Annotated in this window: 17 protein-coding genes; 8 read left to right on the top strand and 9 right to left on the bottom strand. The window is 73.5% G+C overall.

Annotation, left to right across the window (positions count from 1 at the left end):
• Positions 1-112: 112 nt before the first annotated feature.
• The 3 genes from glp to ACLWS4_RS24690 are packed head-to-tail and all read right to left on the bottom strand — an operon-like array spanning position 113 to position 3,375.
• Positions 113-1,450, bottom strand: coding sequence for a gephyrin-like molybdotransferase Glp (glp, locus tag ACLWS4_RS24700; RefSeq protein WP_416875243.1), 1,338 nt, complete (start codon positions 1,448-1,450; stop codon positions 113-115).
• A gap of 32 nt (positions 1,451-1,482) precedes the next feature.
• Positions 1,483-2,403: a UTP--glucose-1-phosphate uridylyltransferase GalU gene (gene galU / locus ACLWS4_RS24695; RefSeq protein ID WP_416875242.1), complete on the bottom strand. Its 921-nt coding sequence runs from the start codon at positions 2,401-2,403 to the stop codon at positions 1,483-1,485.
• Between the two features lie 51 nt (positions 2,404-2,454).
• Positions 2,455-3,375 carry a GGDEF domain-containing protein gene (locus tag ACLWS4_RS24690; protein WP_074001263.1) on the bottom strand — a complete coding sequence of 307 codons (921 nt, stop codon included), beginning with the start codon at positions 3,373-3,375 and terminating at the stop codon, positions 2,455-2,457.
• A 63-nt stretch (positions 3,376-3,438) separates the two neighbouring features.
• On the opposite strand from ACLWS4_RS24690, the gene ACLWS4_RS24685 reads away from it, so the two are divergent.
• Positions 3,439-4,029: a 5-formyltetrahydrofolate cyclo-ligase gene (locus ACLWS4_RS24685; protein WP_074001262.1), complete on the top strand. Its 591-nt coding sequence runs from the start codon at positions 3,439-3,441 to the stop codon at positions 4,027-4,029.
• Between the two features lie 62 nt (positions 4,030-4,091).
• On the opposite strand, the gene ACLWS4_RS24680 is transcribed toward ACLWS4_RS24685, so the two are convergent.
• A complete protein-coding gene (locus ACLWS4_RS24680; RefSeq protein ID WP_416875241.1) occupies positions 4,092-6,812 on the bottom strand; it encodes a penicillin acylase family protein in 2,721 nt (906 codons plus the stop codon).
• A gap of 239 nt (positions 6,813-7,051) precedes the next feature.
• On the opposite strand from ACLWS4_RS24680, the gene ACLWS4_RS24675 reads away from it, so the two are divergent.
• From ACLWS4_RS24675 to mscL, 5 genes are all read left to right on the top strand, one after another.
• Positions 7,052-8,536, top strand: a complete 1,485-nt coding sequence (locus ACLWS4_RS24675; RefSeq protein ID WP_074001261.1) for a potassium/proton antiporter — start codon at positions 7,052-7,054, stop codon at positions 8,534-8,536.
• 321 nt (positions 8,537-8,857) lie between these two features.
• On the top strand, positions 8,858-10,204 hold the full coding sequence (locus ACLWS4_RS24670; protein ID WP_416875240.1) for an MFS transporter: 1,347 nt from the start codon (positions 8,858-8,860) through the stop codon (positions 10,202-10,204).
• A gap of 214 nt (positions 10,205-10,418) precedes the next feature.
• The gene (locus ACLWS4_RS24665; RefSeq protein ID WP_049654525.1) at positions 10,419-10,730 is read left to right on the top strand and encodes an FmdB family zinc ribbon protein; all 312 of its coding nucleotides are present in this window, start codon (positions 10,419-10,421) and stop codon (positions 10,728-10,730) included.
• A gap of 282 nt (positions 10,731-11,012) precedes the next feature.
• On the top strand, positions 11,013-11,291 hold the full coding sequence (locus ACLWS4_RS24660) for a hypothetical protein (protein WP_143204480.1): 279 nt from the start codon (positions 11,013-11,015) through the stop codon (positions 11,289-11,291).
• Between the two features lie 30 nt (positions 11,292-11,321).
• Positions 11,322-11,741 carry a large conductance mechanosensitive channel protein MscL gene (mscL, locus tag ACLWS4_RS24655; RefSeq protein ID WP_049654529.1) on the top strand — a complete coding sequence of 140 codons (420 nt, stop codon included), beginning with the start codon at positions 11,322-11,324 and terminating at the stop codon, positions 11,739-11,741.
• Positions 11,742-11,788: 47 nt separating this feature from the next.
• Here mscL and ACLWS4_RS24650 read toward each other — a convergent pair whose 3' ends face one another.
• Positions 11,789-12,016: a hypothetical protein gene (locus tag ACLWS4_RS24650; protein ID WP_049654534.1), complete on the bottom strand. Its 228-nt coding sequence runs from the start codon at positions 12,014-12,016 to the stop codon at positions 11,789-11,791.
• Between the two features lie 179 nt (positions 12,017-12,195).
• A complete protein-coding gene (locus ACLWS4_RS24645; RefSeq protein ID WP_049654530.1) occupies positions 12,196-13,167 on the bottom strand; it encodes a sigma-70 family RNA polymerase sigma factor in 972 nt (323 codons plus the stop codon).
• Positions 13,168-13,592: 425 nt separating this feature from the next.
• Between ACLWS4_RS24645 and ACLWS4_RS24640 the strand changes: the two genes are divergently transcribed.
• Positions 13,593-14,459, top strand: coding sequence for a phosphatase PAP2 family protein (locus ACLWS4_RS24640; RefSeq protein ID WP_387974688.1), 867 nt, complete (start codon positions 13,593-13,595; stop codon positions 14,457-14,459).
• Positions 14,460-14,540: 81 nt separating this feature from the next.
• Entirely contained in the window at positions 14,541-15,440 is a 900-nt protein-coding gene (locus ACLWS4_RS24635; protein WP_416875239.1) for a carbon-nitrogen hydrolase family protein, read from the top strand.
• 59 nt (positions 15,441-15,499) lie between these two features.
• Here the strand turns inward: ACLWS4_RS24635 and ACLWS4_RS24630 are convergent, their stop codons facing one another.
• The 3 genes from ACLWS4_RS24630 to ACLWS4_RS24620 form a co-directional block, all read right to left on the bottom strand.
• Positions 15,500-17,968, bottom strand: coding sequence for an FtsX-like permease family protein (locus ACLWS4_RS24630; protein ID WP_416875238.1), 2,469 nt, complete (start codon positions 17,966-17,968; stop codon positions 15,500-15,502).
• A gap of 299 nt (positions 17,969-18,267) precedes the next feature.
• Positions 18,268-19,944 carry a PKD domain-containing protein gene (locus ACLWS4_RS24625; protein WP_416875237.1) on the bottom strand — a complete coding sequence of 559 codons (1,677 nt, stop codon included), beginning with the start codon at positions 19,942-19,944 and terminating at the stop codon, positions 18,268-18,270.
• Positions 19,945-20,076: 132 nt separating this feature from the next.
• On the bottom strand, positions 20,077-21,759 hold the full coding sequence (locus ACLWS4_RS24620) for a PKD domain-containing protein (protein ID WP_416875236.1): 1,683 nt from the start codon (positions 21,757-21,759) through the stop codon (positions 20,077-20,079).
• Positions 21,760-21,886: the final 127 nt, after the last annotated feature.

Raw genomic sequence — 21,886 nt, 5'->3', positions numbered from 1 at the left:
GTCGTCGACGTGGGTGAGGCGGTCGCCGGGGGGAGGTGTCGTCACGGGTAACTCCAGGGGCGCGCAGGTCGAATACCGCGCTACCGTACCGTTCCCCGGTCCCGGGGGCCGATCAGGCGTCCAGCAACACCACGTCCACCTCGCTGCCGGCCGGCAGTTCGGTGGTCTCCTCGGGGACGGTGATCAGGCAGTCGGCCCGGGCCAGCGCGCCCACCAGGTGCGACCCGGCGCCGCCGACCGGCTCGACCGTGCCGTCGGCCGCCGAGTAGCGGCCGCGCAGGAACTGTCGGCGGCCGGCCGGGGAGCGCAGCGGGGACGGGCAGAGCGCGCGGACGACCGGGCGGTGCACGTCGGCGGCGCCGAGCATGGTGCGGATGACCGGGCGGACGAAGAGCTCGAAGGAGATGTAGGCGCTCACCGGGTTGCCGGGCAGGGCGAGCAGCGGCACCCCGGCCGCGCCGCCGATCCGGCCGAAGCCCTGCGGCTTGCCGGGCTGCATCCGCAGCCGCCGGAAGTCGACCCCGCCGTAGGACTCGAAGACCTCCTTGACCACGTCGTACGCGCCGACGCTGACCCCGCCGCTGGTGACGATCAGGTCGGCCCGGCCGAGCTGGTCCTCCAGGACGGCGCGCAGCCGGTCGGCGTCGTCCGGGACGGCGCCGACCCGGAAGGCGATGGCGCCGGCGTCCTGGGCGGCCGCGGTGAGGGCGAAGCTGTTGGAGTCGGCGATCTGCCCGGGGCCGACCGGCTCGCCGGGCTGGACCAGCTCGCTGCCGGTGGACAGCACCACGACCCGGGGGCGGGGGCGGACCTTCACGGTGGGCCGGCCGATCGCGGCGAGCAGGCCGAGCTGGGCGGGGCCGAGCCGGGTGCCGGCCTCCAGCACCCGGACGCCGGCCGCGACGTCGCTGCCGCGGCGGCGGATGTGCGCGCCCGCGGCGACCGGGCGCAGCACCCGGACCTCCTCGTCCGGGACCGGCGCGGTCATCGCGGCGGCGGCCACCCCGGTGCCGGTGCCGCCGTCGGTCCACTCGACCGGGGCGACGGCCTGGGCGCCGGGCGGCATCGGGGCGCCGGTCATGATCCGGGCGGCCTGGCCGGGGCCGACCCTGGGCAGCACGTCGGCGCCGGCCGCGATGTCGCCGACCACCGAGAGCACCGACGGGTAGGTGTCGGTGGCGCCCTCGGTGTCGGCGGTGCGGACCGCGTAGCCGTCCATCGAGCTGTTGTCGAAGGGCGGCAGGTCGCCGTCGGCGACCACGTCCTCCTCGAGCCGGCAGCCGCGGGCCTCCAGCAGCTGGAGCTCGATCGCGGGCAGCGGGCCGACCGCGGCCAGCACGTCGGCGAGGTGCTCGTCCACCGTCCAGAGGCGGGGGGCCGCCGGGGCCGGGTCCGCTCCGGCGTCGCAGCAGGCGCTGGGCATGGTGCTGTGCTCGGTGGACCCGGTCATCGGCGGCTCGCTCCCTCGGTCGTGGTCCTGCGTCAGTCCTGCATCTCGGAGCCGACGAACTCCCGCAGCCAGGAGCGGAACTCCGGGCCCAGGTCCTCGCGTTCGGCGGCCAGACGGACGATAGCGCGCAGGTAGTCGGCGCGGTCGCCGGTGTCGTAGCGGCGGCCCTTGAAGAGCACGCCGTGCACCTGCCCGCCGTCCGCCGCCTCGCGGTTGGTCAGCTCGCGCAGGGCGTCGGTCAGTTGGATCTCGCCGCCGCGGCCGGGCGGGGTCTCCCGCAGCACGTCGAAGACCAGCGGGTCGAGGATGTAGCGGCCGATCACGGCGTAGCTCGACGGGGCCTCGCCGGGCTCGGGCTTCTCGACCAGGTCGGTCACCTGGAAGACGTCCTCGCCGAAGCCGTTCGCCTTGACGGCGGCGCAGCCGTAGAGGTGGATCTGGGAGGGGTCGACCTCCATCAGGGCGACGACCGAGCCGCCGAGCTGCTGCTGCACCTCGATCATCCGGGAGAGCAGCGGGTCGCGCGGGTCGATCAGGTCGTCGCCGAGCAGGACGGCGAAGGGCTGGCCGGCGACGTGCTGCTCGGCGACCGAGACGGCGTGGCCGAGGCCCTTCGGGTCGCCCTGGCGGACGTAGTGCATGTTGGCCAGCTCGACGGACTCGCGGACCCGGGCCAGGCGCTGCTCGTCGCCCTTGCGGACCAGCAGCTCCTCCAGCTCGTAGGCGCGGTCGAAGTGGTCCTCCAGGGCCCGCTTGTTGCGCCCGGTGACCATCAGTATGTCGGACAGGCCCGCGGCGGAGGCCTCCTCGACGACGTACTGGATCGCCGGCTTGTCGACGACCGGGAGCATCTCCTTCGGGGTGGCCTTGGTCGCCGGAAGGAAGCGGGTGCCCAGTCCGGCCGCGGGCACCACGGCCTTGGTCACCGGAACTCGGGGGTTGGTCGTCGTCATGCGTTCACCTTACTCAGGCACGTTTTCGCCCGGCCGAGTACGGGCGGACGGCTAGGACAGCACGTCGCTGGGCCCGGCCGCGGTGGCAGTCGTATGGGTCGCGACCGGCTGGGCGAACGGGTCCCGGCCGACACAGGCCGACACACTACCCGCCTTTTCCGTACGGTCACGTTCGGCATCCGTTCCGTGATCGGGCGTGCGAGCGGCCTGTTCGGAGCGGTCGGCGCGGGGCTCCCCGGACTCCCCGGGCGGCCGGGCCGAGAGCCGCCAGCAGTCGCCGCCGGCCGCCCGGGCCGCGGCGAGCGCCGTGTCGGCGGCGCGCAGCAGGACGGCCGCGTGGGTGCCGTTCTCGGGCAGCACGGCGATGCCGGCGGCGGCGGTCAGGCCGTTGCCGGCGGCGGGGCGGGACTCGCGCGGGCCGGAGGACCAGTCCAGCAGCAGGTGCCGGCGGACCGACCAGACCAGCCGCTCGGCGACCTGCGCGGCGCCCTCGGCGCCGGTGTCCGGCAGCACCACCAGGAACTCCTCGCCGCCGTAGCGGCCGAGGGTGTCGGCCCGGCGGATCTCCATCGCGAGCCGCTGGGCGAGGTCGCGCAGCACCGCGCCCGCCCGGCCCCGGCCGTGCTCGGCGACGACCGCGTCGAAGCCGCTGATGGCGAGCATCAGCACGGCGAGCGGGCGCGGGCCGTCGGCCTGTCCGGTGTGCTCGGCGCGGCGGGCCCGTTCGATCTCCCGGTCCAGGGTGAGCTGGAGGTGGCGGTAGTTCCACACGCCGGTGAGCGGGTCGCAGGAGGCGGTGCGCTCCAGGTCGGCGCAGCGCTCCTCCAGTTCGGCGATCCGCCCGCGCAGCCGCTGCGCCCCGGCGGCGGCCCGGGCCCGCTCCCGGCGGCCGCGCAGTCCGAGGGCGGTGGCGCCGGCCAGTGCGGGGACGCCGAGTGCGGCCAGGGCCTGGACCAGCAGCGGGGTGGTCAATGGGGGGTGCCCCTTCGCGTGTCAGGCTCTGCGCGTCGGCGGTGCGGAGGCCAGGAGGATCGGATGAACGAGGATCGGATGCCCAACGAGAAGAGCGGCCTGAGGACACGGCTGTTGTCGCGGCGGCGCGAACTGGCCGCCGAGGAGCGGGCGGCGGCGGCCGACGCGCTGGCCGGGCACGCCGGGGAGCTGGCCGCCCCCGGCGCCACGGTGGCCGCGTACGTCTCGGTGGGCGCCGAGCCCGGAACCAGGCCGCTGCTGGACGCGCTGCGGGCGCGCGGGGTCCGGGTGCTGCTGCCGGTGCTGCTGCCGGACAACGACCTGGACTGGGCCGCGTACGCGGGGCCGGACGCGCTGGCCCCGGCCGGGCGCGGGCTGCTGGAGCCGGTCGGTCCGCGGCTCGGCCCGGAGGCGGTCGCGCGGGCGGCGGTGGTGCTGCTGCCGGGCCTGGCGGTGGACCGCTCCGGGCTGCGGCTGGGCCGGGGCGGCGGCAGCTACGACCGGGTGCTGGCCCGGCTGGCGCGGGCGGGGGCGCGGCCGGTGCTGGCGGTGTTGCTGTACGAGCACGAGCTGCTGGAGCGGGTGCCGGCCGAGCCGCACGACCGGCCGGTGGACCTGGCGGTGCTGCCCTCGGGGGTGCGCCGGCTCGGGTGAGACGGCGGCGGCCCCGCTCCCTCGGGGGGAACGGGGCCGCCGGTGTCCGGGCCGTACGGGCGTCAGCCGGTGGTGAGCACCAGCTTGTGCTTGGTGGCCTTCTCGACCGCGTCCGGCGTGTAGGCCCAGGTCAGCAGCTTGCCCTTGAGCCAGAGGTCGGTCTGGTCGTTGTAGTTGTCGTGGAAGGCGTGGCCGGAGGCGCCGCCGACGTTGACCCAGCGCGAGGAGTCGAGGTCGTTCAGGTCGACCACCATGCGCATCGACGGGATCCAGTCCACCTGGTAGCCGGCCGCCGCGTTCCAGCCGGCCGCGTCGACCGCCGCCGAGCCGCCGGAGAGCCGGTACGGGCCGCGGTTGAGCAGCTTGTGCACCGCGCCGGAGGCGATCGAGGAGTCGTCGGTGCCGAGGGTCTGCTCGCGCAGCTCCAGCTTGTGCAGGCGGCCCCAGCTCCAGGTGGAGACGTCCTTGCTGAGCAGCGAGGTCAGCTCCTGGCGGGCGTTCTTCATCGCCTCCTGGAGCAGGTTGTCCAGGCCCTTCTGCTCCTTGTGCTGGTCGTCGATGTACGTCCACCACGAGCTGTCGGGCTTCTCCAGCTGCTGGCGCACGACCTCGGTCCAGCGGTCGCCGCCGTCCGGCTGGGCCTTGCCCGGTTCCCGGGTGCCGCACTCGGTGACGATCTTGGTGGCGCTGTCCGGCTTGGTGGGGTCGTCCTGCTGGCGGACCAGCAGGCAGTTGTCCTTGGCCCGCAGGTCGGCCGGGAACTTCTGGCCGAAGGCGAGGATCAGCAGCTGGCGCCAGACGCCGTTGTAGTAGGCGGCGGCGGCCGAGTCGGCGTCCTGGTGGAAGTTCCAGTCCTTCAGCAGGTCCTGGGCCTCGCGCACGTACGGGTCGCTGACCGGCTGCTTGAGCAGCAGCGGGACCAGCGTCTTGGCCATCACGCTGGTGTTGTCCAGCTGGAGGGTCTGCATGTCGTCCGGCGAGATCTTGCCGTTGTTCTTGAGCAGGCCCTCGATCTGGTCGGTGATCTCCTTGGCGCGGGTGCCGTACTCCCAGTCCTTGGTGAGGTTGTACTTGTAGCTCGGGTCCACCACGGCCTGGTTGGCGGTGACGATGTAGCCGGCCGAGGGGTTGAGGCTCCACGGCAGCGCGTTGAAGGGGATCGGGTCCTTCCACTGGTACGCGGAGTCCCAGCCCAGCGCCGGGAGGGTGCCGTCGCCCTTGCCGCGGACCGGGATGGTGCCCGGGGCCTGGTAGCCGATGTTCTTGGCGTCGGCGTAGATCAGGTTCTGCGCGGGGACGGTGAAGTCCTTGGCGGCGGCGCGGAACTCGTCCCAGTTCTTCGCCTTGTCCAGCTCGAAGACGGCGTCCATGGTCTTGCCGGGGCTGAGCGCCGTCCACTGCAGGGCGACGCCGTAGCCGCTGGTGCCGCGGTCCGGGGCGGAGGGGCCGTTGGGGGCGTACTTGCCGACGTTCTGCTGCTCGGTGCTCTGGTCGGAGATGAGCGGGGCGCCGGTCTGGGTGGTGCGGACGGTGATGGTGCGGTCGTCCCCGCCGGCGACCTTGATGGTCTCCTTGCGGAGGTCGAACTTCACGTCCTTGCCGTCCACCTGGTAGGTCTCCGGGCCGGTGACCTTCTCCAGGAAGAGGTCGGTGACGTCGGCGCCGAGGTTGGTGAAGCCCCAGGCGATGTCCTTGTTGTGGCCGATGACCACGCCGGGCATGCCCGCGAAGGTGAAGCCGGAGACGTCGAACTGGCAGGCCGGGGAGCTGGTCCGGCAGTGCAGGCCCATCTGGTACCAGACCGAGGGCAGGCCGGGGCCCAGGTGCGGGTCGTTGGCCAGCAGCGGCTTGCCGGTGGTGGTGTGCGAGCCCGCGACCACCCAGGAGTTGGAACCGATGCCCTGGCCGGGGCGGCCGAGCAGCTGCGGCATCGCGTCGACCCGGTCCGTCAGGCTCTGCAGCATCGCCTTGGTGGTGGCCGCGCCCTGGGCGGTGGCGGCCGTTCCGGCGGGCGTGCCGGACTGCGGGGAGCCGTCCGCGGGGCGGTAGTTGTCGCCGGTCACCGCGCCGGTCTTCACGATGGTGCCGTTGCGGGCGTACGGGTAGTCCGGGTACAGCTCGGCGATCTTGTCCGGGCCGAAGTCCTGGGCCAGCAGCGAGCGGTCGATCTCCTCCTGGAGGTTCCCGGAGAGGTTCCAGGCCATCGCCTTGAGCCAGGCCACCGAGTCGACCGGGGACCACTGCTCGGGCCGGTAGCCGCCGTTGACGACGCCGAGCAGGCCGTACTCCAGCGAGGCCTTCGCGCCGCCGGGGTGCTCGGAGAGCCAGGCGTTCACACCGTCCGAGTAGGCCTGGAGGTACTTCTTGGTCTCCGGCGAGAGCTTGGTGTCGAACTCCTTCTGCGCCACCTGCCGCCAGCCCATGGTGCGGATGAAGGTGTCGGTGTCGACCTGGCTGTCGCCGAACATCTCGGAGAGCCGGCCGGCGGTGATGTGCCGGCGGACGTCCATCTCCCAGAAACGGTCCTGCGCCTGGACGTAGCCCTGGGCGCGGAACAGGTCCTCGTCGGTGTCGGCGTACAGCTGCGGGATGCCGTTCGCGTCCCGCTTGACGTCGACGGGCGCGCTCAGGCCCGCGACCTTCACGCTGCCGTCGACCTCCGGGAAGGAGGCGCGAACCGCGGAGACCCCGCGGTAGCCGCCGTAGCCGGCACCGGCCACCAACAGCACGACCAGCACGATCACGATCAGACGGGCGCGCCGGAACTTCTTCGAGCGGGGCATCTGGGTCCTTGCGGTCCTGACTTCGGGGCGGGCGGGCGTGTCCAGGGCCTGCGGCCGTGACAGGGCACCACATTAGGCCGAGTCGGCCGGGCACCGTGAACGGGGGACCAAGCTAAAGATATGGCAAAATGTTAGACTGCGTAACGATCCGCAAGGGGAGCATTGACGACTTCTTAACGGGTCACCCCACAGCACCACCAGACACCCCGTCCGCCCCTGCCTGCCCGAGGTGCCCCTGCGTGAACATCTCCCATCTGAACCAGCTCCTGCTCGAGTCCTCCGTGATCCTGCTGTTCGCGGTGGGCGCCGTACGACTCTCCACCCGATCAGGGCTGCCCAGCCTGCTGATCTATCTGGGGATCGGCGTGGCGCTGGGCCAGAACGGGATCGGTGTCACGTTCAACAACGCGGAGCTCACCCAGGTGCTCGGCTACGCGGCGCTCGTGGTGATCCTGGCCGAGGGCGGCCTCAAGACCAGCTGGCGCGAGATCAAGCCCGTGATGCCCGCCGCGACCGTGCTCGCCACCCTCGGCGTCGGCGTCAGCGTGTTCGCCACCGCGGCCGGCGCCCACTGGCTGGTCGGCCTGGACTGGCGCACCTCGCTGCTGCTCGGCGCCATCGTCTCCTCGACCGACGCGGCCGCCGTCTTCTCCGTGCTGCGGATGGTCCCGCTGCCGCATCGGCTCACCGGCCTGCTGGAGGCCGAGTCCGGCTTCAACGACGCGCCCGTGGTCATCCTGGTCGTCGCCTTCGCCACCACCGGGGAACTGGACTCCTGGTACGTCCTGATCGGCACGATCGTCGCCGAGCTGGCCATCGGCGCCGTCATAGGCCTGGCCGTCGGAAAGATAGGGGCCTACGGGCTCAAGCACGTCGCCCTGCCCTCCTCGGGCCTCTACCCGATCGCCGTGATGGCGCTCACCGTGCTCGCGTACGCCGGCGGCGCGCTGCTGCACGGCTCCGGCTTCCTCGCCGTCTACATCAGCGCGGTGATCCTCGGGAACTCCAAGCTGCCGCACGGCCCGGCCGTCCGCGGCTTCGCCGACGGGCTCGCGTGGATCGGGCAGATCGGCATGTTCGTGCTGCTCGGGCTGCTCGTCACGCCCGAGACCATGGGCGACGCGGTGGTGCCCGCGCTGGTGATCGGCGGGGTGCTGGTGTTCCTGGCCCGGCCGCTGTCGGTGATGCTCTCGCTGACCCCCTTCAAGGTGCCGGCCCGCGAGCAGGCGCTGCTGAGCTGGGCCGGGCTGCGCGGGGCGGTGCCCATCGTGCTGGCCACCATCCCGGTGGTGTCCGGCGCGCACCGGGCCGAGGACGTCTTCAACATCGTCTTCATCCTGGTCGTCGTCTTCACCCTGCTCCAGGGGCCGACCCTGCCCTGGGTGGCCAAGCGGCTGCGGATCGACGAGGGCGACATGGGCCAGGACCTGGGCATCGAGTCCGCCCCGCTGGAGAAGCTGCACGGACACCTGCTGTCGGTCGCGCTCTCCCCCACCTCGAAGATGTCCGGCGTGGAGATCAGCGAACTGCGGCTGCCCAAGGGGGCCGCGGTCACCCTGGTCGTGCGCGAGGGGAACTCCTTCGTGCCGGACAAGGCGACGGTGCTGCGGGCCGGCGACGAACTGCTGGTGGTCACCACGGACGAGGTCGGCGAGGCCGCCGAGCGGCGGCTGCGGGCCGTGGACAAGGGCGGCAAGCTCGCGGGGTGGCTGAACGGGCGGTGACGGGCGCCGGGCCCGCCCCGGCTCTCCTCGGTCCGCCTTGGTCCGGGGGCCCTGACGGGCCTGCGGGCCGGGGTGGGCTGGCGGTGTCTACGCGCGTAACTGTATGCTGGTTCGACCACGCCGTATAACCACCGCTAGACCACCCCAGCATCTGCCTGACGCAGAGTTGGCGCGACCGCTCGGCGGCCGCGGTCCGGCCCCCGGCCACCACGCCGGACCGACCCGGTATCTACCCCGGTCGACGCGCGAGAGGACGACTCTCGGCGCCGTCGGGGCCACACCATGCCCTGCCGCGCTACCAGGCAGCAGGAAGGACCGACCGTGACGGCGCGCCGAACGGTCGACACCGCCGCGCACCCCGCGGCCACCCCCGCAGCTCCCGCCCCCGCCCGCGTCGGGTACGGCGAGCTGCTGCGCACGCCCAGGGCCTGGACGTTCCTGTCCCCCGCCCTCGTCGCGCGACTGCCGTACGCGATGCTCAGCATGGGCATCCTGCTGCTCGTCACGCAGACCCACGGCTCGTACGGCACCGCCGGTACGGTCACCGCGGTCGCCGCCGTCGCCCAGGCCCTGATCGGGCCGCAGACCGGGCGGCTCGCCGACCGCTACGGCCAGGCCTCGGTGCTCGTCCCGACCGTCCTGGTGCACGCCGTCTCGGTCGGCGTGCTGATCGCCCTCGCGCTCGGCCACGCGCCCGCCTGGAGCCTGTTCCTGGCCGCCGTGCCGGCCGGTGCGAGCGTGCCGCAGGTCGGCGCGATGGTCCGGGCCCGCTGGGTCGCCAGGTTCACCGCCGACGGCGCCTCCGACGCCTCCGCGGCCCGGGTGAGCACCGCCTTCGCCTTCGAGTCCGTGACGGACGAGTTCACCTTCGTGATCGGCCCGATCCTGGCCTCCGGCATCGCCGCCCTCGCCAACCCGGCCACCGCCCTGGTCGCCGAGGCCGCGCTGACCCTCGTCGGCGGCCTGGCCTTCGCCGCCCAGCGGGGCACCGCCCCGGCCCGGATCGTGCCGCAGCCCGGCACCAGGCGCGCCTCGGCGCTCGCCTCCCCCGGCGTCCGGCTGCTGGCCGGGACCTTCCTCGGGGTCGGCGCGGTGTTCGGCGGCATGCAGGTCTCGGTGAACGCCTTCGCCGACTCGGTCGGGCAGCACGACGCCGGCGGCACCGTGTACGGGATCTTCGCCGGCGGCTCCATGCTGGCCGGCGTGCTGTACGGCGTGATCGCCTGGCGGCGGCCGGTGCAGCAGCGGATGCTGTTCAGCTACGCGCTGCTGGTGCTGGGCTGCTCGGTGCTGTGGGCGATGCCCAACCTGGTCGCGCTGACCGTCGCCGGGCTGGTCTGCGGACTGGCCATCGCACCGACCCTGATCAGCGGCTACACCCTGGTCGAGACGCTGGTCGCGGACGGGGCCAAGACCGAGGCCTTCACCTGGCTGACCGGCGCCATCGGGCTGGGGCTGGCGGTCGGCTCGATGGCGGCCGGCCGGCTGATCGACGGGCACGGGCCCTCCACCGGGTTCCTGGTGCCGGTGGTCGGGGCCGGGCTCGGACTGGTCGTGCTGGCCTCGCTGCGGCACCTGCTGGTGGCGCCGCGGGGCGAGGAGACCGCCGCTGCGGAGACCGCGGAGGGCGGGCGTCCGATGCAGCTGGCGGGTGTCGCCGAGGGCTGAGCGGGGCGGCGGCCGGGGGCCGGGCCTCCGGCCGCCGGGGCCGAGCCGACGGCGGCCGGAGGCTGCGCGGGCGTTGTCCGGGAACCGGGCCGACGGCGGCCGACGGGTGCTCCGGGGCCGATCTCACACCGGGGTCGCTGGACTGATCCCGCGGAATGCCGCATCATTGACCATCGTTAGCACTCATCAGGCGAGAGTGCCAGGAGGAAGACAAGTGCCCACGTACCAGTACCAGTGCACCGAGTGCGGCAACGGCCTGGAGGCGGTGCAGAAGTTCACCGACGAGGCGCTGACCACGTGCCCCGACTGCCAGGGACGGCTCCGCAAGGTCTTCTCGGCCGTGGGCGTCGTGTTCAAGGGCTCCGGCTTCTACCGGACCGACAGCCGTTCGTCCTCCAGCAGCTCGGTGGGCGCCGGGTCGTCGTCGACCCCCTCGACGTCGTCCACCGCGTCCACGTCCTCCTCGTCGACGTCGTCGGGCTCCGGCTCCTCGACCTCGTCCAGCCCGGCTCCGGCCGCGAGCTGATCCCGGCGCCGGGCACCATCGGCCCGGACGGCCCGTAGACCCGGGAAAGGCCCGTCGATCCCGCTTCCACGCGGGGCGGCGGGCCTTTTCGCATGCCCGCCCGGGCGCCCTGTCACCCCGGAGGGGTCGACCTCACTCCGGCGAGTGAACGAAGTTGTCCACAGGGGCGAGTTGTCCACAGGCCTGGGGAAAGGGCTTTCCGAGTTCGCCGGAAACGCCCATCGTGTGGGCATCCGGTCGGTCCGCGAGGGGCCGGCCCGCCGACACCCCGGAGGTGCGTCGATGACGACCGCGAGCTTCTCCCTCCCCCTGCCGCTGCCCGCACCCGCCGTGCCGCCCCGGCAGGAGCTGCCGAGCTTCCCGCCGATCCGGCGCGGGTGCGGCGGGTGGCACCGCTGGCGCAGTGCGGTGCGGCGGCGGGCCGCAGTGCCCGTCCTGGTGCTGCTCGCGGTGGCGTCGGCGCTGGCACTGGGGCCCGCGCGGGCCGGGCTGCCACCGCCCCAGGGAGGCGCACTGGGCCGGACGGGTTGTCAGTCCGGGGCTGCGGAAGATCACCCGTAACCGGGAGGCGACTTCGTCGTTCGAGGCGGCATGAAAGGCTTCAAGGAATTCCTGCTGCGTGGAAATGTCGTCGAACTCGCCGTCGCCGTGGTCATCGGCGCGGCTTTCACCAACATCGTCAACGCCTTCGTCAAAGGCGTGATCAATCCGATCGTCGGCGTCTTCGGGACCAAGGACCTCGCGTCCTACAGTTCCTGCCTCAAGGGGCCCTGCGAGGTGAGCCCGACCGGTGAGGTCACGTCCGGGATCCTCATCCTGTGGGGATCGGTGCTCAGCGCCGTGCTCCAGTTCCTGATCACCGCGGCGGTCGTCTACTTCGCCCTGATCGTGCCCATGAACAGGCTGGCGGCCCACCGCAAGAGCCTCGCCGAGGAGGCGGCGGAGGCCGAGGCCAAGGAGGTCCAACTGCTGACCGAGATCCGCGACGCGCTGGTCGCGCCGCTGCGCTGACCGGCGGGCGCCGTTCGGCCCCGGTCCCCGTTCCCCGTCCCCGTTCCTCAGTCCCCGTGGTGCGGCGGGCGCTGGCTCAGGTACCAGTCCAGCCCCCGTCCACCGCTCTCCCCCGCCCCGGGGCGGCCGCCCCAGCCTGCGTCGGTGTCGTCCCCGGACTGCTGGTCCAACGGGTCCCGGAAGACCAGCCGGGCCTTCACGGCCGCGGCCTTCCGGAGCTCCTGCTCCTGTTCCCCGCCCTGCTCCCGGTCCTTTTCCTGCCCCTGCTCGCTCACGCCGTCCACTCCGTCCGCTCGTCCCTTTCCTCCAGCCTAAGAGCCCCGTGGCACGCCTCGGGCCCCGGTGCGGGGCGCTCCGCACCAGGGCCCGATGAGGGCGGGTCCAGTCAGCCTGCCGGGAGGCTTCCCCGGCGGCCTTTCAAGCGGCTTCCTCAGGCTGCTTTCCCGGCGGCCTCTCAGGCGGCTTCGAAGCCCGCGTGGTCCGCGATCTTCTTCAGCTCGGCCAGCGCGTGCTTCTCGATCTGGCGGATCCGCTCGCGGGTGAGGCCGTGCTGCTTGCCCACCTCGGTGAGGGTGCGCTCGCGGCCGTCCTCCATCCCGTAGCGGGAGCGGATGATCGAGGCGGTGCGGTCGTCCAACCGCCCGATCAGGCCGTCCAGTTCCTCGCGGCGGAGCATGACCATCACGGCGTCCTCGGGGGACGTGGCCCCGGTGTCCTCGACGAGGTCGCCGAACTGGGTCTCGCCCTCGTCGTCGACCGACATGTTGAGGCTGACCGGGTCGCGCGCCCAGTCCAGCACGTCCTTGATCCGGGCCTCGGTGGTGTCCAGCTCGGCCGCGATCTCGGCCGGCTCCGCCTCGCGGCCCAGCTCCTTGGACTTCTCCCGCTGCACCCGCCGGATCCGCCCGAGCTCCTCCACCAGGTGCACGGGCAGCCGGATGGTGCGGGACTGGTCGGCGATGGACCGGGTGATCGCCTGCCGGATCCACCACGTCGCGTACGTGGAGAACTTGAAGCCCTTGGCGTAGTCGAACTTCTCGACGGCGCGCACCAGGCCCGCGTTGCCCTCCTGGATGAGGTCCAGCAGCGGCAGGCCGCTGCGCGGGTAGCGACGGGCGACGGCGACCACGAGCCGGAGGTTGGAGCGGATGAAGACGTCCTTGGCGCGCTCGGCGTCGGCGGCTATCGCCTCCAGCTCCTCGCGCGTGACGCCGTCGGGGAGTTCGCCCTCGTCCAGCATGTGCTGGGCGTACACGCCGGCCTCGATCCGCAGCGAGAGCTCGACCTCCTCGGCGGCATCGAGCAGGGGTGTCCTGGCGATCTCGTCGAGGTACATGCCGACCAGGTCGCGGTCGGCCTCGAGGTTGGTCGGGCGGGCCGCGCGACTCCGGTCGGCCCTGTCGCGAACGACGGCACGGGTGGCCATGCTTGCTCCCTTTGCTGGTGTTGCCGAGGTCTGCCTGCCTGCCTCGTGAGGGCAAGAAATGCGGGCCCCTCGGGGCCTCACACGTAACGATCCAACGAACAGATTCCGGACAACATTCCCAAGTCACTCAGATTCTTCCCGGCGATGCAGTATCCTGCCGGTTTTCACCCCGGTTCTGGACACTGGGTGACCGGTCGGGCACTTCCCGTGTCATCGGGTGACCGCTCCGGGAGTGTTTTCTTCACTCGACCCTCACGCGGCCACCGCCCACCCGTTGAACCCGCGAACGGCCGCCGACGTTCCCCGCGCACCCCGCCGTCCGTCCCGGCCCACACCCCGGCGCACGCAGGTCCTCCGCACAAACGATGCCGAATCGCTATCACTCCGGCCCTTGCTCGGCACGGGACACTGGGAAGGTGTCAGCCATGCACCTGACCAACAGCACGACCATCCTCACTGCGCGTAATCGCAGTCTCCTTCGGGACGCCGCGCTCGCGCTGGGCTGTGCCGCGCTGTTCGGCCTGCTGGCGGCCCTGGTCACCGGCCAATGGCGCCCGCTCGCCCGCTTCGACCAGGAGTGGATCGGCGAACTGCACACCTACGCCCGGGAGCACCGGATCTGGACCGCCTCGGTGCAGACGCTCTCGGACATCGGCGGCACCGTCACGATGCGTACGCTTCTCGGATTCGCCGCCGGGTGGCTCTGGTTGATCGGCGCCCGGGTGCTGGCCGGCTGGGTGGCCGCCCAGGCCCTCGTCGGCTGGGGCGTCCTGTGGGCGCTGAAGCTGTCCTTCGACCGCGCCCGCCCCTCCTTCACCGATCCGGTCTCGCACGCCGGCGGGCCGTCCTTCCCCTCCGGGCACGCCATGGCCTCGGCGATCACCTGCGCCGTCCTGGTCGGCCTCCTCTGGTACCGGGTCCGTCGGCGCGGCCGGACCGCCGCCTGTCTGGTGGCCGCGGCGACGGTGCTGACCATCGGCTGGACCCGGGTCGCGCTCGGCGTGCACTGGCCCAGCGACGTGCTGGCCGGCTGGCTGGCCGCCGGGATCGTGCTGGGCACCGTGACCGCCGTGATCCAGGTGTGGCGCCCCGGCGCGCTGGCCCAGGACGTACGGCGGGTCAACTGGCGTACCAGGCCCCGGGTGCAGCGGGTCCTCGTGTCGGCCGGGCACCCCTCGGGCACCGCCGCCCCGCTGGACGAGGACGGACCGCACGGCGCGCGGGACGGCGCCCCGGGCGAACCGGTGGACCCGGCCGACCCCGTCGACCGGCCGGACGAGGCCGTGCGCTGAGGCGCCGTCACCCCGCTGACCCGCCCTCGCCGCCCCGTTACTCCGACACCGGCCGAGGGCCGTCGCGCTAGGTTGGCGGCCATGTCCGACACCCCTGCCCCCACCGCTCCCACGGCTCCCAACGCCCCCACCGCACCGGCCGGTTACCCCGGGCGCCCGCTGCGGATCGCCACCGTCCAGACCCAGGCCGTGGCCGGTGACATACCGGCCAACGCCGCCCAGGCCGCCGGACTGATCCGCGAGGCCGCCCGGGCCGGCGCCCGGCTGGTGCTGTTCGCGGAGAAGTTCCTCTCCGGCTACGAGCCCGAGCTGATCAGCGCCGACCCCGTCAGGTACGCGGTCCAGCCCGGCGATCCGCGGCTCGCGCCGATCGCCGAGGCCTGCCGCGAGACCGGCACCGCCGCGATCGTCGGCGCCGCCGTACGGGACGGCGACGACCTGCGCGTCTCCGCCCTCGTCTTCGGCCCGGACGGCGGCTTCGTCACCCGCTACGACAAGCAGCACCTGTTCAAGAGCGAACGCGAGCACTACCGCCCCGGAACGGCCGGCTGCACCGTGGAACTGGACGGCTGGCGGCTCGGCCTCGGCGTCTGCTACGACTCCGGGTTCCCCGAGCACGCCCGCGCCGCAGCGCTCGACGGCTGCCACGCCTACCTGGTCGGCGCGCTGTTCAGCATGGGCCACGGCCACCACGAGTCCCGCACCTGGTTCCCGGCCCGCGCGCTCGACAACACCCTCTACACGGTGCTCGCCAACCACGTCGGCCGCACCGGCGGCTGGCACACCTGCGGCGGCAGCGCGGTCTGGGGCCCCGACGGCCGGCTGATCGCCGAGGCGGGCGAGGACCGGCGCGAACTCGTCGTCGTCGACCTCGACCCGGACGTCCTGCGCACCACCCGCGAGACCGAGACCCTCCTCGCCGACCTCGCCCTCGCCGCCGACCGGCCGCCCGTGCCCCGGACCCGCTTCACCCTGGCCTGAGCACCCCGCCGGGCCGGCCGCCCGGCAGCCGGGAGCCGGGCACCCGGCTGCCGGCCCGGTCAGGAGGCCCGCATCGCCGCCACCGCGCTCATCCGCCCGACCCGGCGGGCCGGGAGCACCGCGGCGGCCAGGCCGACCAGGACGGTCAGGCCCAGGGCGGCCAGCACCGGCAGGACCGGCGGGGTGCCGACCGTCCCCACCGTCGAGGTGATCGAACGGGCGGCCGCCCAGCCGTAGGCGGCCCCCAGGCCCGTCCCGACCAGGGCGCCGGCCAGGGAGAGCAGCAGCGCCTCCAGGGTGAGCATCCGGCGGAGCTGTTCGCGGGACATCCCGATCGCGCGCAGCATGCCGATCTCGCGGGAGCGTTCGCTGATGCTGAGCATCAGGGTGGCGGCGACGCCGAGGCCGGCGATGGCGACGGAGAAGGACAGCAGGGCCATGCTGATGGTCTTCAGCCGGTCCAGCAGGGAGCGCAGGGTGTCCGCCTGGGCGGCCGTGTCGGCGACGGTCACCTGCGGGTGGTCGGCGAGGGCGTGGTCCAGGGCGCGGCGGGCGGTCGGCCGGTCCTCGCCGGCGGCCGGGCTGATCCAGGCCGTGGTGACGGGCGCGCCGGGGGCGAGGCGGTCCAGGGTCGCGGGCGCCACCAGCAGGGTGGCGCCGCTCTGCAGGGTGAACGGCAGGCTGCTGCGGCCGGGTTGGAGCCGCAGCTCGACGCCGCCGACCCGGCGCACCCCGGTGTCGCCGAGCCCGCTCAGCGCGCCGCCCTCGGTGAGCGCGCGGGCCCGGTCCACGTCGTCCGTCGAGGAGTTGAGCCGGGTGGCGTCGACGGCGGCGACCACGGTGGGCCGGCCGTCGAGGTCGACGGTGGCGGACCGGACCGGGGTCACGGTCAGTCCGTGCTCGGCGCCGAGCGCGCCGAGCGCCCCGGCGGGCAGGGCGCCGCCGCCGGTGGCGGCCGCCGAGAAGACCCCCGGCTGGCGCGCGGACACCACGGGCACCAGCGACTGCGAGGTGATGTCCAGCGCGGTGACCGCGCCGACCATCACGGTGACGCCGAGCAGCAGCGCCGAGCCGGTGGCCCCGGTGCGGCCCGGGTTGAGCCGCAGCTGCTGGGTGGCGAGCCGCCCGGCCGTACCGCCGAGCCTCCGGGCGGGCCGGCCGAGCACGGCGACGACGGCGGGCAGCACCCGGTGGGAGAGCCGCAGCACCCCGAAGAAGTTGGCGATGGCGCCGACGGTGACGGCGAGCAGCGACAGCGGCGGCGGGGCCACCGCCCCGGCCACCAGCAGCGCGGTGCCCGCGACCAGCAGTCCGGTCGTCCACACCGCGGCCCGCACCCGGGCCGCCCCGTCGGCCGGCGCGGGGGTGCCGCCGAGCGCGGCGATCGGCGGCACGGCCGCGGCGGCCTTCGCCGGGCCGCGGACGGCCAGCAGGGTCAGCAGCACGCCGAACAGCCCGGCCAGCAGGCAGGTCAGCGGGGAGGGCAGCAGCGACAGGTGCACCGGGCCGAGGTCGAGCCCGCCGACCACGGCGGTGCCGGCCGCGCCGAGGGCGACGCCCAGCAGCACTCCCGTCGCCGAGGCGCCCACCCCGAGCAGCAGCCCCTGGCGGCGGATCAGCCGGCGCAGCTGCTGCCGGTCGGCGCCCACGCAGCGCAGCAGGGCGAGCTGGCGGGTCCGCTGGGCGAGCACCACGGTGAAGGTGTTGCCGACCACCATCCGCGCCACCGCGAGGGCGATCAGGACGAAGGAGAGCGAGGCGATCAGCACCATGCCGTACAGGGTGCTGCTCTGCCGGGTCGCCTCGTTGACCGAGGCCTCGTGGGTGTGCACCTGGATGTCGGCGCCGAGGGCGGCGCGCAGGGCTTCGACGGTCCCTGCCCGGGAGGCGCCGGGGGCGACCCGGACGTCGAGCCGGTCGGTGACGGCGCCGGCCGCGTAGCCGGCGACCGCGTCCGCCGGGACGCCGATGATCGGGACCCCGGCGAGGCTCGGGGCGCCCCGCTCGTCCAGGGTGCCCACCAGCCGGGCGGTGGCGGTGGTGCCGTCGGCCCGGGCCAGGTGCACCTCGGCGCCCACGGCGGCGTCCAGCCGGTGCGCGGTTCCGGTGTCGAGCAGCACCTCGCCGGGTCCGGCGGGCCAGCGGCCGTCCTTGAGCAGCTGCCAGCGCAGCGCCGGGTCCTCGGCGACGGCGCTGACCGCGGCGGTGCGGTCGAGCGGCCGCCCGTCGGCGGCCAGCACGCCGCCCTTGCCGGTCAGCCGCGGCGCCACCGCGGCCACCCCGGCGGTCTGCCGCACCCGCTCCGTCGCCGCCGCGTCCAGACCGCCGGCCGCGGCCTTCCCGGTCACCTGGATGTCTCCGGGCCCGACCTCGGCGGCCGCGGTCTGGCTGAAGGAGTCGACCAGTGCCCCGCTGCCGCTGACGGAGGCGATCAGGAAGGCCACCCCGAGCGCGATCGCGGCGCCGCTCAGGAGCAGTTGGCGCAGTTGGCCGCGCAGTTCGGCCACGGTGTATCGGTACGTCGTCATGGTTCCCCGGCTCGTCCACCCTGGCCGGTACGGTGCTCCGGCAGGGGTCTCGACGAGCCTAGGAGCGGAGCGGCCGCGGGCCATCGGCACGAGGTCTGCTTCATGATCAATCCGTGGGCGGACGGTCTCCCGCCCCCTCCTCCTCCCGGAGAGGTACGCCGCCCCTGACGCGGTCAGCCCCGGGAACTCCGAGGGCTCATGGAATTCCGAGGGCCCATGGAACGCCGACGGTCCGGGGAACGCCGACGGCCGCCCGCCCCCGGAGGGACGGACGGCCGGTGCGCGGTGCCGCTCGGGCGTCAGATCTTGTCGTACACACCGAACACGTCGATGATCAGGTCGGTCGACTCCCAGCCCCGGTTCCAGACGTCGACGGTGTCGGCACCGCTGACGTCCGCCTGGACCAGGTTCGACACGGTGGCGCCCTTCTCCCAGTTCAGGACCGAGGAGTCCGGCGGCGTCGGCCGGACGGCCTTGCCGGTCCCGTAGGCGTCGGCCGCGTTCGGGTCCGGCGCGACCGAGAGGTGTCCGCTGCCCTGGGTGTTGGTCACCGTCGTGTTCAGGACGAGGGCCTCGGCCGACCGCCCGACGATCCCCCCGGCGTACTGCCGGTAGTAGTCCTGGCCCTTGAGCGACAGGGACAGCGTCCGGCTGTCCCACACGCGCCAGGGATCCACCGGCCGGTAGGCGGACTTGCCGTCGGCGCTGTAGTAGCCGGCGACGTCCACGATCACGTCGGCCCCGGACCAGGAGCCGTTGCGGACGCTGACCTTGCCGTCCGCGCCGACCGGCACGATCACCGCGTTGGCCACCGTCTGCCCCGGCTCGAAGTTCAGGTTCGACGTGGCCGACGGCTGCCCGCCACCCGGCGAGACCGTCAGGTGACCCGAGCCCTGCGGGTTCGTCACCGTGACGTTGAGCGCCACGGCCGCCACCCCCTGGACCGGCAGCCCGCCCTGACCCGCGACCTGCAGGTCGAAGGTGCCCTGGCCGGCGACCTGCCCCTGAGCGGCGCCCTTGCCCTCGCGGGTGTCGGCGATCCGCGCCGGCTTCACCGAGGTGTACCCGTTCGCCGCCGCCTTGGTGAAGTAGCCCGTCACGTCGGCGATCAGGTCCACCGTGCCACCGCTGCGGTTGGCCAGCTCGACGTAGCCGTCCGCGCCGACCGGCACGATCGCCAGCGTCGGCACCGTCCTCCCCGCCGCGAAGTTCACGTTCGAGGTGGTCGGCTGCGACGTGCCGGAGGCGAACGCGATCACGTGCCCGTCCGCCACGGCGTTGGTCGCGGTGATGTTCAGCGCCACCGCCGTCACCCCCGCCGGAATGCCGCCGCGGCCGGCCACCTTCACGCTGGTCGCGGCGTTCGGGCCGACGGCCCCGACGTACGGCGCCCCGGTGCCGTCCCGGGTGTCCAGCAGCCGGGTCGGCGCGTACGGGGTGAACTCGGAGCCGTTCAGCACCACCTCCGCGGTGGTGGTGGCGGTCAGCTTGCTGGTCTGGTCGGTCGCCGTGACCGTGATCGTGTGGGTGCCGGCCTTCCTGAACGTGTGCTTGAAGTGCCCGTACGCACTGGCGTTGGCCGCGTCCGTTTCGACCGGGCTGCCGTCGCCCCAGTCGAGCTGGTAGCTGATGGAGCCGTTGGGCAGGTCGGTGGTGACGCCGGTGGCGACCCCCACGCTGAGCGAGTCGGTGCTGTAGGAGCCCACTCCCACGGTGAACTTCGGCGCGGCCGACGGTGCCGAGGACGGCGCGGCGGCCGCGGTCTTCTGCTGTGCGGCCCCGACCCCCTTGGCCGCGAGGTCCTGCTCCGCGGCGGCCTGTCCGGCCTGCTCCGCGGTGGCCCCGGCGGTCGGAGCGGCGGCGGTCGAGGCCCCGCTCGGAGTGGCGGACGGGCCCGCCGCCTGCGCCACGGCGGGCACGAAGCCCACGACTGCCGCGACGACGACGGTGGAGATGATGAAGCGGTGACGGTACACCGGCCCCCCAGTGCTTGAACGAGTTCAAAAAGCCTGGGCCGGAGCCTACCTGACCAGCAGTTCGAGCCGAACGGGAAGCCGGCCGCCCGCTCCCGGGGAGCGGACGGCCGGCACACCGCGCATGACGCCGCGTCAGCTGGTCTCGTACCGGCCGAACACGTCGATGATCAGGTTGGTCGGCGACCAGCTCCGGTTCCAGACGTCGATCGTGTCGGTGTTCTTGAGGCTCGCCTGCACGAGGTTCGACACGGTGGCGCCCTTCTCCCAGTTCAGGACCGAGGAGTCCGGCGGCGTCGGCCGGACGGCCTTGCCGGTCCCGTAGGCGTCGGACGTGTTCGGGTCCGGCGCGACCGAGAGGTGCCCGCCGCCCTGGGTGTTGGTCACCGTCACGTTCATGACGACGGAGTCGAACGAGCCGAAGAGCTGCGGCACGTAGTGCCGGTAGTAGTCCTGGCCGGCGAGCCCCAAGCCCCAGGTCCGGTCGTCGTGCGCCCGCGTGGGCTCCTCCGGCATGTAGGCGGCCTTGCCGTCGGCGCTGTAGTAGCCGGTGACGTCCACGATCACGTCGGTTCCGGACCAGGAGCCGTTGCGGACGGTGACCTTGCCGTCCGGACCGACCGGCACGATCACCGCGTTGGCGACCGTCTGCCCCGGCTCGAAGTTCAGGTTCGACGTGGCCGACGGCTGCCCGCCGCTCGGCGAGACGGTCAGGTGACCCGAGCCCTGCGGGTTCGTCACCGTGACGTTGAGCGCGACGGCCGCCACCCCCTGGGCCGGCAACCCGCCCTGGCCCGCGACCTGCACCGCGAAGGTGCTCTGGCCGGCAGCCTGCCCCTGAGCGGCGCCCTTGCCCTCGCGGGTGTCGGCGATCCGCGCCGGGTTCATCGAGGTGTACCCGTTGGCCGCGGTCTTGGCGAAGTAGCCCGTCACGTCGGCGATCAGGTCCACCTTGCCGCCGCTGCGGTTGGCCAGCTCGACGTACCCGTCCGCGCCGACCGGCACGATCGCCAGCGTCGGCACCGTCCTCCCCGCCGTGAAGTTCACGTTCGAGGTGGTCGGCTGCTTCGCGCCGGAGGCGTAGGCGATCACGTGGCCGTCCGCCACGGCGTTGGTCGCGGTGATGTTCAGCGCCACCGCCGTCACGCCCGCCGGGATGCCGCCGTTGCCGACGACCTTCACCTTGGTGGTGCCGAACGCGGCGACCGCGCCGGCGGCCGGGGCCCCGGTGCCGTCCCGGGTGTCCAGCAGCCGGGTCGGCGCGTACGGGGTGAACTCGGAGCCGTCCAGGACCACTTCGAAGGTGGTGGTGTCGGTCAGCTTGCTGACCGGCTCGGTCGCCGTGACCGTGATCCGGTGGGTGCCGGCCTTGGCGTACTTGTGCTTGAAGTACACGTCCTCCGTGCCCAGGCCGTGCTCCGAGGCCGCGGGGGTGCCGTCGCCCCAGTCGACCGTGTAGTTGACGACGACGTACTTCAGGTCGGTGGAGACTCCGGCGGCCATGCCCATGCCGTGCGCGTTGGAGGTGGACGCACCCGTGAACACCTTGAAGTACGGCTCGGCGGCCGCGGCCTTCGGCGCGGTCTCGGCCTCGGCCTTGACCTCGGCCTTGGCGGCGGCGTCCTTCGCGGAGCGCTCGGCGGCGGCCTCGACGGCGGCCTCCTGCTGCGCGGCCGCCTCCTTCGCGGCCCCGGCCCCGACCCCGGCGGCCGGAGCGGTGGCGGTCGCGGCCCCGCCGGGAGCGGCGGACGGGCTCGCCGCCTGCGCCACGGCGGGCACGAAGCCCACGACTGCCGCGACGACGGCGGTGGAGATCATGAAACGGTGACGGTACACCGGCCCCCCAGTGCTTGAACGAGTTCAAAAAAGCCTGGACCGGAGCCTACCTGAACAAAGGTTCGGACCCGGCGGAATATCCGGCCACCTCCCGGCATCGGCCGGTGAA

It is taken from the genome of Kitasatospora sp. SC0581 (assembly GCF_048159585.1).
Taxonomy (GTDB): Bacteria; Actinomycetota; Actinomycetes; order Streptomycetales; family Streptomycetaceae; genus Kitasatospora.
Note: the sequence above shows the minus strand (reverse complement) of the source record. Positions and strands in the feature narration are given on the sequence as shown.

Excerpts from the sequence above, each read along its gene's own strand:
- ACLWS4_RS24680 (WP_416875241.1), bottom strand. The coding sequence starts at position 6,812 with ATGCCCCGCTCGAAGAAGTTCCGGCGCGCCCGTCTGATCGTGATCGTG.
- galU (WP_416875242.1), bottom strand. The coding sequence starts at position 2,403 with ATGACGACGACCAACCCCCGAGTTCCGGTGACCAAGGCCGTGGTGCCC.
- ACLWS4_RS24660 (WP_143204480.1), top strand. The coding sequence starts at position 11,013 with ATGACGACCGCGAGCTTCTCCCTCCCCCTGCCGCTGCCCGCACCCGCC.
- ACLWS4_RS24630 (WP_416875238.1), bottom strand. The coding sequence starts at position 17,968 with ATGACGACGTACCGATACACCGTGGCCGAACTGCGCGGCCAACTGCGC.
- ACLWS4_RS24620 (WP_416875236.1), bottom strand. The coding sequence starts at position 21,759 with ATGATCTCCACCGCCGTCGTCGCGGCAGTCGTGGGCTTCGTGCCCGCC.
- ACLWS4_RS24635 (WP_416875239.1), top strand. The coding sequence starts at position 14,541 with ATGTCCGACACCCCTGCCCCCACCGCTCCCACGGCTCCCAACGCCCCC.
- glp (WP_416875243.1), bottom strand. The coding sequence starts at position 1,450 with ATGACCGGGTCCACCGAGCACAGCACCATGCCCAGCGCCTGCTGCGAC.
- ACLWS4_RS24685 (WP_074001262.1), top strand. The coding sequence starts at position 3,439 with ATGAACGAGGATCGGATGCCCAACGAGAAGAGCGGCCTGAGGACACGG.
- ACLWS4_RS24640 (WP_387974688.1), top strand. The coding sequence starts at position 13,593 with ATGCACCTGACCAACAGCACGACCATCCTCACTGCGCGTAATCGCAGT.
- mscL (WP_049654529.1), top strand. The coding sequence starts at position 11,322 with ATGAAAGGCTTCAAGGAATTCCTGCTGCGTGGAAATGTCGTCGAACTC.
- ACLWS4_RS24645 (WP_049654530.1), bottom strand. The coding sequence starts at position 13,167 with ATGGCCACCCGTGCCGTCGTTCGCGACAGGGCCGACCGGAGTCGCGCG.